11 protein-coding genes are annotated in these 14,661 nt (G+C 63.1%); 6 read left to right on the top strand and 5 right to left on the bottom strand.

What is annotated here, in order from left to right; translation table 11 throughout:
• Positions 1-61 precede the first annotated feature (61 nt).
• From CO655_RS09225 to CO655_RS09215, 3 genes are read left to right on the top strand one after another with little or no spacing between them, the layout of a single operon-like run.
• Positions 62-943 (top strand): DUF692 domain-containing protein, encoded by an 882-nt coding sequence (locus tag CO655_RS09225; RefSeq protein WP_097664430.1) that lies wholly within the window; start codon positions 62-64, stop codon positions 941-943.
• Positions 940-1,722, top strand: a complete 783-nt coding sequence (locus CO655_RS09220; RefSeq protein WP_097664429.1) for a DNA-binding domain-containing protein — start codon at positions 940-942, stop codon at positions 1,720-1,722. The genes CO655_RS09225 and CO655_RS09220 overlap by 4 nt, the downstream gene beginning before the upstream one ends.
• Positions 1,719-2,234, top strand: coding sequence for a DoxX family protein (locus tag CO655_RS09215; protein WP_097608727.1), 516 nt, complete (start codon positions 1,719-1,721; stop codon positions 2,232-2,234). The genes CO655_RS09220 and CO655_RS09215 overlap by 4 nt, the downstream gene beginning before the upstream one ends.
• Before the next feature lie 118 nt (positions 2,235-2,352).
• Here the strand turns inward: CO655_RS09215 and CO655_RS09210 are convergent, their stop codons facing one another.
• Positions 2,353-2,829 (bottom strand): Lrp/AsnC family transcriptional regulator, encoded by a 477-nt coding sequence (locus CO655_RS09210; RefSeq protein WP_004679019.1) that lies wholly within the window; start codon positions 2,827-2,829, stop codon positions 2,353-2,355.
• Positions 2,830-3,060: 231 nt separating this feature from the next.
• On the opposite strand from CO655_RS09210, the gene CO655_RS09205 reads away from it, so the two are divergent.
• Positions 3,061-4,386, top strand: coding sequence for an FAD-binding oxidoreductase (locus CO655_RS09205; protein ID WP_097664428.1), 1,326 nt, complete (start codon positions 3,061-3,063; stop codon positions 4,384-4,386).
• Positions 4,387-4,419: 33 nt separating this feature from the next.
• Here CO655_RS09205 and CO655_RS09200 read toward each other — a convergent pair whose 3' ends face one another.
• The 3 genes from CO655_RS09200 to CO655_RS09190 all read right to left on the bottom strand — a co-directional run bounded on the left by CO655_RS09200 (position 4,420) and on the right by CO655_RS09190 (position 11,277).
• Positions 4,420-6,960 (bottom strand): HAMP domain-containing methyl-accepting chemotaxis protein, encoded by a 2,541-nt coding sequence (locus CO655_RS09200; protein WP_097664427.1) that lies wholly within the window; start codon positions 6,958-6,960, stop codon positions 4,420-4,422.
• 373 nt (positions 6,961-7,333) lie between these two features.
• Positions 7,334-11,041, bottom strand: a complete 3,708-nt coding sequence (putA, locus tag CO655_RS09195) for a trifunctional transcriptional regulator/proline dehydrogenase/L-glutamate gamma-semialdehyde dehydrogenase (RefSeq protein WP_097664426.1) — start codon at positions 11,039-11,041, stop codon at positions 7,334-7,336.
• Between the two features lie 29 nt (positions 11,042-11,070).
• Positions 11,071-11,277 carry a hypothetical protein gene (locus CO655_RS09190; RefSeq protein WP_097608723.1) on the bottom strand — a complete coding sequence of 69 codons (207 nt, stop codon included), beginning with the start codon at positions 11,275-11,277 and terminating at the stop codon, positions 11,071-11,073.
• A 173-nt stretch (positions 11,278-11,450) separates the two neighbouring features.
• Between CO655_RS09190 and CO655_RS09185 the strand changes: the two genes are divergently transcribed.
• On the top strand, positions 11,451-11,945 hold the full coding sequence (locus CO655_RS09185; protein WP_097608722.1) for an Lrp/AsnC ligand binding domain-containing protein: 495 nt from the start codon (positions 11,451-11,453) through the stop codon (positions 11,943-11,945).
• A 68-nt stretch (positions 11,946-12,013) separates the two neighbouring features.
• The gene (locus tag CO655_RS09180; protein WP_097664425.1) at positions 12,014-13,666 is read left to right on the top strand and encodes an acyltransferase; all 1,653 of its coding nucleotides are present in this window, start codon (positions 12,014-12,016) and stop codon (positions 13,664-13,666) included.
• On the opposite strand, the gene CO655_RS09175 is transcribed toward CO655_RS09180, so the two are convergent.
• Positions 13,667-14,554, bottom strand: a complete 888-nt coding sequence (locus CO655_RS09175) for a LysR substrate-binding domain-containing protein (protein ID WP_097608720.1) — start codon at positions 14,552-14,554, stop codon at positions 13,667-13,669.
• Positions 14,555-14,661: the final 107 nt, after the last annotated feature.

Here is a 14,661-nt window from a genome sequence, read left to right as displayed (position 1 = left end):
CCCGACCGGAGGCCCGGGCTGTCGGGCCTCCGCCTCATCCGCCGATATCGGGAGAATAGCAATGGCCGTTTCCGCAAACCGAGCCACCGTCTTGCCGCCACGCGCCGGCCTTGGCCTCAAGCCGGAGCATTACGAAACCATTCTCGCCAACAGGCCGGATGTCGGTTTTTTCGAGGTCCATGCCGAAAATTACATGGGTGCCGGTGGCCCGCCGCACCGCTACCTTGAGGCGGTCGCCGACCGCTATCCGTTGTCGCTCCACGGCGTAGGCCTATCCATTGGTGTTGCGCGCGATCTCGACAAGGAACATTTGAAGCGGCTTCGCGGCCTCATCGACCGTTACCGGCCGCAGAGCTTTTCGGAGCATCTCGCCTGGTCGACCCACGACACCGGCTTCCTCAACGACCTCCTGCCTTTGCCCTATACGCCCGAGACCTTGGCAAGGGTGGTCGACCATGTCGACGAGACTCAGCAATGGCTCGGCCGGCAAATGCTGCTCGAAAATCCGTCGACCTACGTGTTGTTCGCTGAGAGCACGATCGACGAAGTAGATTTCTTGACGGAAATCGCCGACCGCACCGGTTGTGGGCTGTTGCTCGACGTCAACAATGTCATGGTTTCGGCCGTGAACCATCGGCTTGATGCGGTAGCCTATATCGACCGCTTTCCGGTCGAGCGAGTGGGTGAAATTCATTTGGCGGGCTATGACGAAACTGTCGACGGCGCCGGCGACCGGCTTTTAATTGACGCTCACGGTACTGCTGTCAAAACCGGCGTCGTAGAGCTTTACCGGCACACGCTGGCGATGACCGGCGCTTTGCCGACCTTGATCGAATGGGACAATAACGTACCGGAATTTGCCACCCTTCACGCGGAAGCGGTTCGCGCCGATGCCATGCTGATCGAGGCGGCCCTGGTTCGCGGCACAATCCGGGTGGCATGACCATGAGTTTCATCGAAAGCCAGGATGCCTTTGCCGACGCGCTGCTTCATCCGGGCCGGCCACTTCCACCAGGCATCACCACCGCCCGGGGCGTAGCCGATTCATCACGCTTCGCCGTCTACCGCAACAATGTCTATGTCGGGCTGACGACGGCACTCGGCCAGCGCTTCCCGATAACGAAGCGGCTTGTCGGCTCCGACTTTTTCGCCGGCATGGCCCGTGCCTATGCCGCAGATCACAAGCCCGCCTCGCCGCTGATTATGCACTATGGCGACGATTTTCCGGATTTCATCGCAGCGTTCCCGCCCGCGGCAGCTCTCGCCTATTTGCCCGATGTGGCGCGAATTGAGGTCGCCTGGACCCGCGCCTATCATGCCGCGGATAGCCGGCCGCTCACGGTCACCGCATTCGCGGGCATGGCACCGGAACGACTTGCCGAAGTGGCGCTCGTCCCGCATCCCTCGGCCCGGCTCATCCAGTCGGATTTTCCAGCCGGCGCCATCTGGAGCGCCCATCAGGGCGAGACCCTGGCGCCGGTCGCCGGCCGGCAGGCGGAGGCCGTGCTGGTCGTGCGGCCGGCGATGCACGTCGAAGTCCATATCATACCGCCGCGCGATGCCGCATTCGTGGCCCTCCTCCTAGATGGCGCGACCATCGTCGAGGCGGCGCAAGCGGCGTTCGCCGCCGCCCCCGATTTCGATTTTGGATCAGCGTTCGTCGGTCTGCTCGGCCTTGGCGCATTCAGCGCTTTTGAACCTATTGAAGGAAACCTTCCGTGAATATCGACCTTGCTTCCTTTCGCGGCCGCGGCGCCGCGCTTATCGCTCTTCATCGTCGGGCCGAGCGCCTGCTCGCCTCTGTTCCAACGTCGCTGCCGCTTCTGGCGCTGCGAGTCGGCCTGGCGATCCCGTTCTTCAAATCGGGGCTGACAAAGTGGGACGGATTTCTGGCCCTCTCGACCGGCGCCAGATATCTGTTCGAACAGGAATTCAAGCTGCACATATTCGGCAATCAATTTCCCTACCCTATGCCGGTGACCATGGCGGCAGCGGCCGGAATTGCCGAACTTGTCCTGCCCGTCCTATTGGTGCTCGGTCTTGGCACCCGCTACGCGGCACTTGGCCTGCTCGTGATGACGGCAGTGATCCAACTCACCATACCGGACGGCTGGGCCAACTTCCATCTTCCCTGGGCTGCCATGGCATTGACTCTGGTCGTGTACGGCGGTGGCAGGATTGCCCTTGATCCCCTTTTTGAAAGCGCAGAGATTGACTCAAGCCGCCGGTTTTAGAATCTAGATCTGCTGAGCAGATTTCCGCCGCGTGATTGGACCAACTCATCCTTCGCGCAGTTTACGCTCTGTGGAATGCCCACGGCGGCACCGCGGCACGCTTCCGGGGCGACATGCATTAATGCGGAAACAAGGTGGTCAGCGGCATGTGGGCTTTGATGATCGGCGATTTCAGGACGACGAAGCTGAAATATTTGTCGATGCCGACATCCATATCGGTGAGCCGCTCCATGATCGTCTGATATTCGTCGATGCCGGCGGTGACGAATTTCAAGAGGTAGTCATAACCGCCCGAGACCAGATGGCATTCGATCACCTGGTCGACCTTCTCGATCGCCGCAAGGAAACGGGCAAAGTCGATCTGCCGATGGTTCTTCAGGGTGATCTCGGTGAACACGGTCAGCGTCTGCCCGAGCTTGCTGACATTGATCTGAGCCGAATAGCCTTCGATGTAGCCTTCGGATTGCAGCTTCTTCACGCGCATCAGGCACGGGCTCGGCGACAGATTGACCAGCTCGGCGAGTTCTACATTGGTGACGCGGCCATTCTTCTGCAGTTCGTAGAGGATTTTTATGTCGATCCGGTCGAGTTTCATCACGCGCCTTCGTGTGCTAGAGATCGCCAACGACGCAGCAGATTATGCTGCGGCTTTCCAGCGTCGAGCTTAACATATACCAAGGCGGTGTCGATCAGATTGCGGGATATCGAGAAGCACAAACGGCTGTCGGACTCCCCGCAAGACAGAATCTTCTGCTGCCGCCGGCCGATCTCCGGCAAAGGCGCGGCTTCGGATCCGTTAGACTAGCCCTGAACCGGAGACCATGCCATGCCCGCACCGCTCACGCGCGTCGACACCACACCACTGCCGCCCGCCGCCGCCGATGCGGTGGTGATCGGCGGCGGCATCGTCGGCGTTTTCGCCGCCTATTATCTGGCACGTCGCGGATTGAAGGTCGCCCTGGTCGAGAAAGGCCTTGTCGGCGCGGAGCAATCGAGCCGCAACTGGGGCTGGTGCCGCCAGCAGAACCGCGACGCCCGTGAATTGCCGATGTCGACGAAGAGCCTCGATTTGTGGGAGCGCTTCGCTGCCGAAACCGGCGAGGACACCGGCTTCCGCCGCTGCGGTCTCTTCTATCTCAGCAACAGCGACGAGGAGCTTTCCGGCTGGGCTCGTTGGGGCGAGTTCGCCCGGTCGGTCGGCGTCACGACGCATATGCTGAGCAGCGCGGAGGCGACCGAACGCGGGCGTGCGACCGGCGCCGTGTGGAAAGGCGGGGTGTTTTCACCGACCGACGGCACCGCCGATCCGGCAAATGCGGCGCCGGCCGTCGCGCGTGCGATCGTCAAGCTCGGCGGCACGGTGCATCAGTCCTGTGCGGCCCGCGGCGTCGAGATCGAAGGCGGCAGGCTTTCGGGCGTTGTCACGGAGCATGGCACGATCCGGACAAAAATCGCGATCCTCGCCGGTGGCGCCTGGGCCTCCTCCTTCTGCCGGCAGCTCGGCATCCGATTTCCACAAGCCTCGATCCGCTCGTCGATCCTCTCGGTTTCACCGGGTGCCACCGGCCTGCCGGATGCCCTGCATACATCCGCGGTTTCCGTGACACGTCGCGGCGACGGCGGTTACACGCTTGCGATCAGCGGCCGCGGCCGCATTGATCCCACCGCGCAGCAGTTGCGTTTCGCGCGGCAGTTCCTCCCGATGTTCGCCCGACGCTGGCGAAGCCTCGCACCCGGCGGATTGGAGGGATTTCGCTCGGGCCATGAATCGCTGGCGCGCTGGCGGCTCGACAGCAAGACGCCGATGGAACGCATGCGCATCCTCGACCCGGCGGTAGACGAGGCCACCATTGCACTCACGCATGCGCGGGCGCTCGAGCTTCTGCCCGCCTTGAAGAACACCGACATCAACGCGGCCTGGGCGGGTTATATCGACAGCACGCCGGACGGCGTGCCGGCGATCGGCGAGACCGCCGCCCTTCCGGGTTTCATCCTCGCTGCGGGCTTCAGCGGCCACGGCTTCGGCATCGGACCCGGCGCCGGTCATCTGATTGCCGATATCGTCACCGGCGACGAGCCGATTGTCGATCCACGGCCCTATCATCCCTACCGCTTTGCGACCTCGGCCTGGGGCAAGGTCGCCGATTTCTAAGGCTCGGTCCGCGGGACAGCCAACGATATCCCCTCAGGAGGCCAGGGCGATCCGCTGGCTGGCGGCCGTTGAGGCTCTGCGGGCGTCGGCGGTCTGGAAGCGGGAGATGCGTTCGTTCAGCAGTTCCACCTGCTGCCGCAGCCGGTGAATTTCGGCGGTGTTTTCCTCGACCATGGCGGCATTGTGCTGGGTGATATGCTCGATGTCGCGAACGGCGTTGTTGACCTCGTCGATCCCCTTGTACTGGGTGCTCGTGGCCGTCGAAATGACCTGCACCAGCCCGTTGATCGAGGTGAAGTGCTCCATGATCGCCGCCAGCGCCTGGCCGGTCTCCTCGACGAGCTTGACGCCGGTGCCGACCTGCGATGCGCTGTTGGAGATAAGACCCTTGATCTCGCGCGCAGCGGTGGCGCAACGCTGTGCGAGCTCGCGCACCTCCTGTGCGACAACGGCAAAGCCCCTGCCCGCCTCTCCAGCCCGCGCCGCCTCGACGCCGGCATTCAATGCGAGAAGATTGGTCTGGAAGGCGATCTCGTCGATCACGCCGATGATGCTGGTGACCTTGTCCGACGACCGGTTGATGGCGTCCATGGCGTCGACCGCCTTGGCGACGACGGCCGCGGAATGCTCTGCCTGCCGGTGCGCCTCGGCGACGGACACCGATGTCTGGCGCGCATTTTCCGCCGTCGTACGCACGCTGGCGGTCAGCTCGCCGAGCACGCGTGAACTGTCTTCGAGAGCAGCCGCCTGCTGTTCCGTGCGCCGCGCCAGGTCGTCGGCCGCACCCGAAAGATTGGTGCTGCCCTCGGCGATTTCATAGGTGGTGTTGCGGACCTCGGCGAGTGTGCGGCGCAGCGCATCGATCGCCTGGTTGTAGGTCCTGGCCATCGCGACATAATCGGCGGCCAGCTCCTCGCTCATCACGGCAGCGAGGTTGCCGTCGGCGAGTTTGCCGAGCATGTCGGAGAGGGCGTCCAGGGCCTCGCTCTGCTCGGCTTCGATGCGTGCCTGCTCGGCTGCGCGGCTGGCCTGTTCCTGTTCGTCCCGCGCCCTGTTCGCTTCAGCGACCTCTTCGAGCCTCGTCTTTTCGAGCGCCTGGTCGCGGAAGACCGTCACGGAGCGGATCATGTCGCCGATTTCATCGCCGCGCTTGCCATCGCCGATCGGAACATTGAGATCGCCGGCGGCAAGTCTCGTCATCGTCTGGGTGATCCGCTTCAGCGGGCCGCGCAGCGTCTCGATCAGCATCAGTCCGCCGATGATGGCAAGCACCGTGCCGGCAATCATGGCCGAGAGCGACATAGTGGCCGAGCGCTGGCTGATTTCCTTGCCGCTCTCCTGCGCGGTGCTGACGAACTGTTCGAGCGTGTGGCTTGCGGCCGCCACCAGCTCGGTCGCTGCCTGCTTGCTGCCCTGCCATTGATCCGCGATCGATATCAGTGCCGAGGTCCCCTTTTCGATCAGGGCAAGGGAAGGCTCGATCTTCTTGGCAAGATCCTTCAAAGCGGCGTTCTTGCCGCTCAGGGGCTCGAGCTTTGCAGCGCTTTCGCGCAAGGCCTTCAGATCCACCAGAACCGCATCGCGCGACTCGGCATCGACCCGCCTATTCAGTTCGCTCAGGTGCAGTCGCAGATCGTCGATCGATTTGAACGCGGCATTGACGATCGCCACCATCGAGCGAAGCGTTGCTATGCTCGCATCCATGCCGACAAAGCGCTCGATCGCTGTATCCGCATTACCGGAAGCAAGTTTTGCAAACTGCTCCTCGAAACGCTGCAGATCCTGGTCGACGGGAGCATAACCGTCGAGCGACAGATTGGCGCTGTCCTTGGCCATCGCGGCAAGCTTGTCCAGAACCGGCTTCAGCGGGGCGATCTGGCTTTTCGCCTTATCGGAGCCAAGCGCCTCACCCTCGCCGACTTCCTTGACGAGCGGTGGCAGAAGGCTGCCGATGGCCTGGGCAAGCTTCTGAGGGTCGGCTGCGGCTGTGGTCGCCTTGCGCAATTTCGCAATGCGTCCCGAGAGATTTTTGTAGGCCGAGGCGTCGAGAAGAAGCGCCCGGACGAAGGCCTCCTTGCCATTGGCCTGGTCCTGAAGAACGTCGAGCTGCTTGCGGGCGGTCTGGCTTTCCTTGAAAAGTTGCGTCACCGCCCCATCGATCGCCAGTTCGGTATTGGCACGCTCCTGCGCCACCGCCCAGAGCGTGTCGGCGCCGCCCTGCATCTTGCCGCCGAGTTCGCGCACGGCGGAGATCTGCTGTTTCTGGGCGGGATCGATCAACATGGCATCGAGCGTCGCCGCACCCTTCTGCTGATCGGCGATGCTGGCGACCAGCCGATCGCGCGTGGCCGGTGTCGGAAGATCGGTAAAGGCGGTGAGCGAGGATCGCAGCTGCTGGAAACTGGAAAGCGTATCGATCGTCTGCCGGGTCAGGGTCATCTGGCCATTCAGCGTACCAGCCGTGAAATAACCGAACAGGCCGATGCCCGCGATGAGGATGACGAGAGGCACCACGAAGAAGAGGACCTTCGTCACGATCCGCATACGCTGCAACAGACGATCAATCAACGACATGAAATGGTGGCCCCCGCCCAGGAAATTCGGCTCTTAACTCCGGCGCCCACCATGCAACAGCACGCTTATATGCGAATAGACCCGTTCCAGTCGGCGGCTGCGCCCGAGGCCATCACGATAGGCATAACTATTAAAAGAATGGTCAATAGTGTCGAGTTTGTTCGCGAAGATGACCGAAGGCATATTTTTTCTGGCTCTTCTGCCGCGATTTTCTGGCAACCTCGCCCTTTCCTCGACGTCATCCTCGGCCTTGTGCCGAGGATCTGCTGCCCTATCGACGGAAGCCAGATCCTCGGCACAAGCCCGAGCATGACGAAAGAGGGCTCTGTCAGCGGCCTTGAGGGCGGACTTTTGACGCCCTCGTCGGTTTCGGTCAGCCGATCGCCATCAGGCTGGCATTGCCGCCGGCAGCGGCGGTATTGATCGAGGTCGAGACCTCTTCCAACAGCCAGTTCAGACAATAGGCCTCAGGATCGCTGGCAAGCTCTTCGCTCGTGGCGGCCTGAACCAGGAGAAGCGGACCGGGCAAAGCCGCAATCCTTTTGTTGACCGCGTGGACCCTGTCGCGATCCCCCTCGACGAGCGCGCCCGAGAAAGGCCCGTCTTTTTCCCAGTCCGAGGTCCAGGAAATGCGGCTGGCGACCGCCGCCGGAAGATCGGCAAGCACCGATTTCGAGAGGGAACCGGCATCCACCGCGACATGATTGCCCGTTGCAAGGGCTGCGGCGATCTGGCGATAGAGCCCGCTCTCCGTCTGCGGCACGAGCAGAATGCGGCCGCGCGGATGCAGCGCGTAAAGATTGCGCTCGCCGACCGGGCCGGTGAGCTCGCGTTCGAGCCCAAGTGCCGAGCGGCCGGCATAACCGCGCGCCGCCTCCCCTTCGCCCGACAGGCCCTTCTTGTCGAGCCAGACGATGTAGTCGCGCAGGGCAAGGTCCGTATGAACCGAATCCTGCTGCGGCGGCACCGGGGCGCGCTGCACCAGGCGGCCGATATAGAGCGGACCGCCTGCCTTCGGACCCGTTCCCGACAGGCCGCGGCCGCCGAAAGGCTGGACGCCGACGACGGCGCCGATGATGTTGCGGTTGACGTAGAGGTTGCCGGCCTTGATGCGGCTCGTCACATGCACGATGGTTTCGTCAAGCCGCGTGTGAAGTCCGAATGTGAGGCCGTAGCCCGAGGCATTGATGTCGTCGATCAGGCGGTCGAGTCCGTTTCTCTTGAAGCGGTAGACATGCAGGACCGGTCCGAAGACCTCCTTGGTCAGATCCGACAGCGACTTAATCTCGATGATTGTCGGCGGAACGAAAGTGCCCGCCGCCGCACTTGCGGGCAGCGCCAGCTGCTCCACCTTGCAGCCGGAGCCGCGCATCTGCTCGATATGCTGGTCGATCTCGGCCTTGGCGCCGTCGTTGATGACGGGGCCGACATCGACGCTCAGGCGATCGGTACGGCCGACCGTCAGTTCACGGAAGGCGCCCTTCAACATGGCAAGCGTCCTGTCGGCGACATCGTCCTGAAGGCACAGGACCCTGAGCGCCGAGCAGCGCTGGCCGGCGCTGTCGAAAGCGGAGGCAATGACGTCGGCCACGACCTGCTCGGCCAGTGCCGAGGAATCAACGATCATGCCGTTTTGACCGCCGGTTTCGGCGATCAGCGGGATCGGTTTGCCGCTCGACGACAGCCGTTCGGCCAGCTGCGCCTGGATCATGCGGGCGACCTCGGTCGAGCCGGTAAACATGACGCCGGCGGTTTCCGGAGCCCCGACCATGCCGGCGCCGAGCCGGCCGCTGCCGGGCACGAATTGCAGAGCGCCGACCGGCACGCCCGCCTCGTGGAGAATCTTGACGCTCTCCGAGGCGATGATCGGCGTCACGCCGGCGGGCTTGGCCAGCACGGGATTGCCGGCCACCAGCGCCGCGGCCACCTGCCCGGTGAAGATCGCCAGCGGGAAATTCCACGGGCTGATGCAGACGATAGGCCCAAGCGGCGCGTGGGAGGGCCCAAGGGTCTTGCGCGCCTGTTCGGCGTAATAGCGCAGGAAATCGATCGCCTCACGCACTTCGCCGACGGCGTTGGCCGCGGATTTGCCGGCCTCGCGCATGACGATGCCCATCAGGGTTTTGATCCGGGCCTGCATGATGTCGGCCGCCCGCTCCAGGCAGGCCGCCCGTTCGGCCGGCGGCACGGCCGCCCATTGCGGTGCATAGTCGGCCGCCATCGCAACGATACGGGCCGCCTCCTCGACTTTTAACTCGGTGACCGTGCCGACGACGTCGCGGTGATCGGCAGGATTGAGAACGTCGCGTGTTACTCCGTCGGTGGTGCCATCGGCGAGGATCGGAAGCACATGCCACGGGCTCGCGGCCGTGGCGGCGAGCGCCTGCGCCAGATCCGTCAGCGTCGCCTCGTTCGAGAGATCGAGCCCGTCCGAATTGGCGCGGGCATGGCCGTAGAGCGCCTTCGGCGCAGCGATCTGCACATGAGGAGCGCCGACGACGGGCATGGCCGCAACGGTCTCGGCGGGATCGGCGATCAGCGCCTCGACCGAAACGTTCGGATCGGAGATGCGGTGCACGAAGGAGGAGTTGGCGCCGTTCTCGAGGAGGCGGCGCACCAGATAGGCGAGCAACGTCTCATGGGTTCCGACTGGCGCATAGATGCGGCAGGGCCGGTCGAGCTTTTCCTTGCCGACGACCTCGTCATAGAGCGGCTCGCCCATGCCGTGCAGGCACTGGAACTCGTATTTGCCGACCGCGAAATCGGGACCGGCGAGATGATAGATCGTCGCCAGCGTCTGCGCATTGTGGGTCGCGAACTGCGGGAAAACCGCATCCGGCGCACCGAGCAGCTTGCGCGCGCAGGCGATATAGGCGACGTCGGTGTAGATCTTGCGGGTATAAACGGGATAGTCGTCGAGGCCATCCAGCTGGGCGCGCTTGATTTCTGCGTCCCAATAGGCCCCCTTGACCAGACGGACCATCATCCGGCGCCCGGAGCGGCGGGCGAGATCGATGATGTAATCGAGCACCAAGGGGCAGCGCTTGCCATAGGCCTGCACGACGAAGCCGAGCCCGTTCCATCCGGCAAGCTCCGGCGCGAAGCAGAGCTCCTCGAGCAGATCGAGCGAAAGCTCCAGCCGATCGGCCTCCTCGGCATCGATATTGAGGCCGATATCATAGGTCTTGGCGAGAACGGCCAGCGCCTTGACCTTGGGCAGCAATTCTCCCATCACGCGACCGGCCTGCGCCCTGACATAGCGGGGGTGCAGCGCCGAAAGCTTGATCGAAATACCCGGGCCGTCATAGATGCCGCGTCCGTTCGAGGCCTTGCCGATGGCGTGGATCGCCTTTTCATAATCCTTGAAATAACGCTCGGCGTCGGCGGCCGTCGTCGCGGCCTCGCCCAGCATGTCGTAGGAATAGCGGAAGCCCCGCGCTTCGAGCGGCCGGGCGCGCTTCAGCGCCTCCTCGATCGTCTCGCCGGTGACGAACTGCTCGCCCATCATGCGCATCGCCATATCGACGCCGCGACGGATGACCGGTTCGCCGGCCCGTGCGATCAGCCGCGTCAGCGCTGCCGACAGGCTGCGGGCGTTGACCGTCGACGTCAGCTTGCCGGTGACGACGAGGCCCCAGGTGGCGGCGTTGACGAACATCGATTTGCCGCCGCCGATATGCGAGGTCCAGTTGCCCTCGGCGATCTTGTCGCGGATCAGCGCGTCGCGGGTGTCGGTATCGGGAATGCGCAGTAGCGCCTCGGCAAGGCACATCAGCGCCACGCCTTCCTGGCTGGAAAGCGAATATTCCTGCACCAGCCCTTCGACGCCGGTGCCCTTGTGCTTGGCGCGCAAGGCTTCGATCAGCGTGCGAGCGGTGCTGCGGATGTCATAGCGTTTCGCCTCGGAAACGCGCGCGGCCGCAACGAGCGGCGGCAGGCATTCGGTTTCCGGACGGCGATAGGCTGCCGTGATCGCCTGGCGAAGTTCCGATTGCGGCCGGATCGGCGGCGCAAAAGCGGCGAACGGCGCGCCGCCGGTAGGTTCTTTGGAGGATGCGGGGTCGATCGCTGCGTTCAACATGGGAAATCCCTGATCAGTGAATGTTTCGTCTAACGGATAAATGGAACACCGGGCTCATCATCCCAGGTGGCATCGTCCGTGAAAATCGGGCCGGAATATTCCGTCTCGCGGAGCGGGCGCGCATCCGGCTTGTCGCGCTTGAGGGTGAATGCCGCCGCCACGGCTTTTATCGCCAGTGGTCGATAGTGAACGAGCAGATCCGGCTTTTGATCCTCACCCGTCTCTTTCTTGTGCATGTCACTCCCCATTTTGCGTTCGGCGCCGACAGCGGTCCCGGCAAGCTGCCGGCCGGTGGGACGCGTTCCTCCACTGCCGGCACATAACCTATCACAGGCACAAATCGCGATCTTACTTGATTTTCGCCATTTTCAGGCTGTATGAACTTATTAATTCACCCGTGAGAGTTCAGATGGCTGCAGAAACCGATTTCTTTAGTGAATTGGACCAATTCGACAGAAAGATCCTCGCCGCGCTCGCCGAGGACGGCAGGCTATCGATCACCGACCTCGCCGCGCGGGTCGGATTGTCGAAGACGCCGTGCCAGATCCGCTTCAAGCGGCTGATCAGCGACGGCTATATCGAAGGCTTCAAGGCCGTCCTCAATCCATCGAAAATGCAGCTCGACCACATCGCCTTCGTCGAGGTTAAACTTTCCGACACCCGCGAGGATGCGCTGAAAAGCTTCAATGAAGCGATCAAGAAGATCCGGGAAGTCGAAGAGTGCCATATGATCGCCGGCCGGTTCGATTATCTCCTCAAGATCCGCACCCGCGACATCGGCCGCTACCGCCGCGTTCTCGGCGAACGCATCTCGACGCTGCCCCATGTTGCCAACACCTCGACGAACGTCGCGATGGAGACGATCAAGGAAGGCTGGGACAAATTCGGCTCGAGCCTTTCGTGAAGGAAGACGGCTGCCGACAGTCCTGCTAAGCCGATATTCGGCGACTGAAGCCGAGTGCGAGGGTCAAAATGGATCAAGCCAATAGCGTCCCATTATCGGCGAATGAACAGCGAGAAGCGCGCCGGCTGCAATATCTTCCCTGGGAGCGCATCGCGGAGGATCTCGACCATCCCGCTCATTGCGCCCGCAAGGCAGAACTCCGGCGATCCTGCGGCGCCGAATTGGCCGAAACCTCCTATATCGCCGAAAATGCTGCGATCTTCACCGAGAGCCTGGCGATGGGCGAGCGGTCCTGGATTGCGGGGCATGCGCTCGTGCGGGGCGATGTGATCCTCGGCGAGGATTGCTCGATCAATCCTTATGCCTGCGTTTCCGGCAGGGTCACGTGCGGCAACGGCGTGCGGATTGCCTCGCATGCATCGATCGTCGGCTTCAATCATGGATTCGACGATCCCGATCGGCCCATCCATCGCCAGGGCGTCGTCAGCATCGGCATCTTGATCGGCGACGACGTCTGGATCGGTGCCAATTGCGTGATCCTCGATGGCGTCACGATCGGCAACGGCGCCGTCATTGCTGCCGGGGCGGTCGTCACGCAAGATATTCCTGCGCTTGCAATTGCCGGCGGCGTACCGGCAAAGGTGCTGCGGAGCCGGGGCACACCCACCAGGAAATCCGGCAACGGAGAGGTCGAAGATCGACTGGTCAGGCTCGGGCAGAAGGCGAAAGAGCAATGGCCTGACATCCTTGCGCGCTGGAAAACACCTGAGGGCTATGAATCGCTGGAAGCCGACGGGATCAGGCGGCCGGCGATCCGGCATCTCTGCGACGCCATCGAGATCGCTGCCGGCTTCGATCAGCTGCCGCCCGGACTCGATGCGGCGCAAACCGTCGAGCGACTCCAGGGTCTTCAGGATCGGGAGACGGGTCTCTTTCCGGAAGCGCATTCGCGTGTGCCGGGCCGGGCGTTGAGAGACGATCCGAAGGCGCTCTACAACGTGCTTTCGGTCGGCTATGCGCTCGAGCTGCTCGGCTCCGGGCCACGGCAACCAATCCCGGCGGTTCAGATCGATGCTCCGGAGCTGGAGCAATGGCTGAGCGCCCTGCCCTGGTCGAGCCGGGCATGGCATGCCGGCAGCGTCGTCGATGCCATCGGAACCGCCATGTATTTCAACGCCAGGTATTTCGGCACCAGCGGGCCGCGACAGGCGCTCTTCGAGTGGCTGAGCCGCAATGCCAACGGCGTTTCCGGCCTCTGGGGCGAGCCGACGGCACTGGAGGGATGGCTCCAGCCGGTGAATGGATTTTATCGCCTGACGCGCGGCACCTACGCGCAGTTCGGCATGCCGCTTCCGCACCCGCATGCCGCGCTCGAGACGGTTCATCTGAATTATCGCAACCACAAAGGCTTCGTTGCCGAGAAATACAATGCCTGCAACCTGCTCGACACGATCCATCCTCTCCTGCTGATCGGGCGGCAGACCGATTACCGCCGGACCGATGGCGAGGCGATCGCCCGCGGCCTGATCTCCCGAGCGCTCGACAGATGGCGGGATGGCGAGGGTTTCCCATTCGCCGACGGCGGCGAGCCGAGCCTGCAGGGAACGGAAATGTGGCTTTCGGTCATTCACCTGGCAGCCGATTTCCTCGGCCTGGCGGATCAGTTCGCCTTCGTTCCGAAGGGCGTTCATCGAACGGCGACCCCAGGCCTCGGCCTCTGATCAACCGTGCAGCGAGGCCGTCAGCCAAGCGGCGGCGAGATCGCGCGCATTGCTGCGCTTGGCTTTGATCGGCACGATCACGTTGTAGCGGCCTTCGGCGGCAAGCTCGGTTTCCGTAGCAGGCACCAGGGTTCCGTCCTCCAGGAAGGTGCCGATCAGCATGCGCCAGCCAAGAGCGATCCCCTGCCCCGCACGCGCAGCCGCGATGCTTTCGGTGTAGTGGTTGAAGCGAAGCGATGGCTTGATTTCGATATTACCGCCGGTCAGCGACACCCATTGCGCCCAGCCATACCAGGAACGATCGAGCACATCCGTTTCGATGAATTCGTCGGCGGAGCCGAGCGGGCCATTTCCCCGGCGCCGGAGGTGGTCGGGAGAGCAGACCGGGCAGACGACGTCGCCACGCGAGGCAATGACGGTTCCATCGCTGAAGGGCGGCACGCCGTATCGGATCGCCACGTCGATCTCTCCGTCATCCAGACTGATCGGGTTATCCTGGGATATGACCCGTACCAGAATACCGGGATTGGCCCGGCGGAATTCGGCAAGCCGCGGCAGCAGCCAGAAGGAAGAGAAGGCGACGGTCGCGCCGATCGTCACCACGTCCTGGCTGCGCGACTGGATCGCTTCCACGCTTTCCGCGATATCGGCAAAGCTCTTCGCCAGCGTCGCGCCGAGGCTGACGCAGGCCGGCGTCGGTTCGATCGCCCGGTGCTTGCGCAGGAACAGCGGCTGGCCGAGCTCCTCCTCTAGCGATGCAATCTGCCTGCTGACGGCCGCCTGAGTGACGCCGAGCTCCGTCGCTGCCAGCGTGAAACTTTTCCTGCGCAGCACCGCTTCCAGCGTCACCAGCGCCGTCAGCGACGGCAGCCGTCTTCGAAACTGCATCTCGAAATCCTCTTCACATGAGAAAATATTATGTGAGCGTGATTTTTTATGCCGTTGAAAGCCCCGCGCTGCAAGCGCAATCTAGGGAAACTCTCACATAAGGGGTT

Source organism: Rhizobium sp. M1, from assembly GCF_002531805.1.
Classification (GTDB): Bacteria; Pseudomonadota; Alphaproteobacteria; order Rhizobiales; family Rhizobiaceae; genus Rhizobium; species Rhizobium etli_C.
The sequence above is the reverse complement of the archived record's forward strand: the minus strand, read 5'-3'. Positions and strand labels throughout refer to the sequence as shown.

Excerpts from the sequence above, each read along its gene's own strand:
- CO655_RS09180 (WP_097664425.1), top strand. The coding sequence starts at position 12,014 with ATGGATCAAGCCAATAGCGTCCCATTATCGGCGAATGAACAGCGAGAA.
- CO655_RS09210 (WP_004679019.1), bottom strand. The coding sequence starts at position 2,829 with ATGAAACTCGACCGGATCGACATAAAAATCCTCTACGAACTGCAGAAG.
- CO655_RS09200 (WP_097664427.1), bottom strand. The coding sequence starts at position 6,960 with ATGTCGTTGATTGATCGTCTGTTGCAGCGTATGCGGATCGTGACGAAG.
- CO655_RS09190 (WP_097608723.1), bottom strand. The coding sequence starts at position 11,277 with ATGCACAAGAAAGAGACGGGTGAGGATCAAAAGCCGGATCTGCTCGTT.
- CO655_RS09185 (WP_097608722.1), top strand. The coding sequence starts at position 11,451 with ATGGCTGCAGAAACCGATTTCTTTAGTGAATTGGACCAATTCGACAGA.
- CO655_RS09175 (WP_097608720.1), bottom strand. The coding sequence starts at position 14,554 with ATGCAGTTTCGAAGACGGCTGCCGTCGCTGACGGCGCTGGTGACGCTG.
- CO655_RS09220 (WP_097664429.1), top strand. The coding sequence starts at position 940 with ATGACCATGAGTTTCATCGAAAGCCAGGATGCCTTTGCCGACGCGCTG.
- CO655_RS09205 (WP_097664428.1), top strand. The coding sequence starts at position 3,061 with ATGCCCGCACCGCTCACGCGCGTCGACACCACACCACTGCCGCCCGCC.
- putA (WP_097664426.1), bottom strand. The coding sequence starts at position 11,041 with ATGTTGAACGCAGCGATCGACCCCGCATCCTCCAAAGAACCTACCGGC.
- CO655_RS09225 (WP_097664430.1), top strand. The coding sequence starts at position 62 with ATGGCCGTTTCCGCAAACCGAGCCACCGTCTTGCCGCCACGCGCCGGC.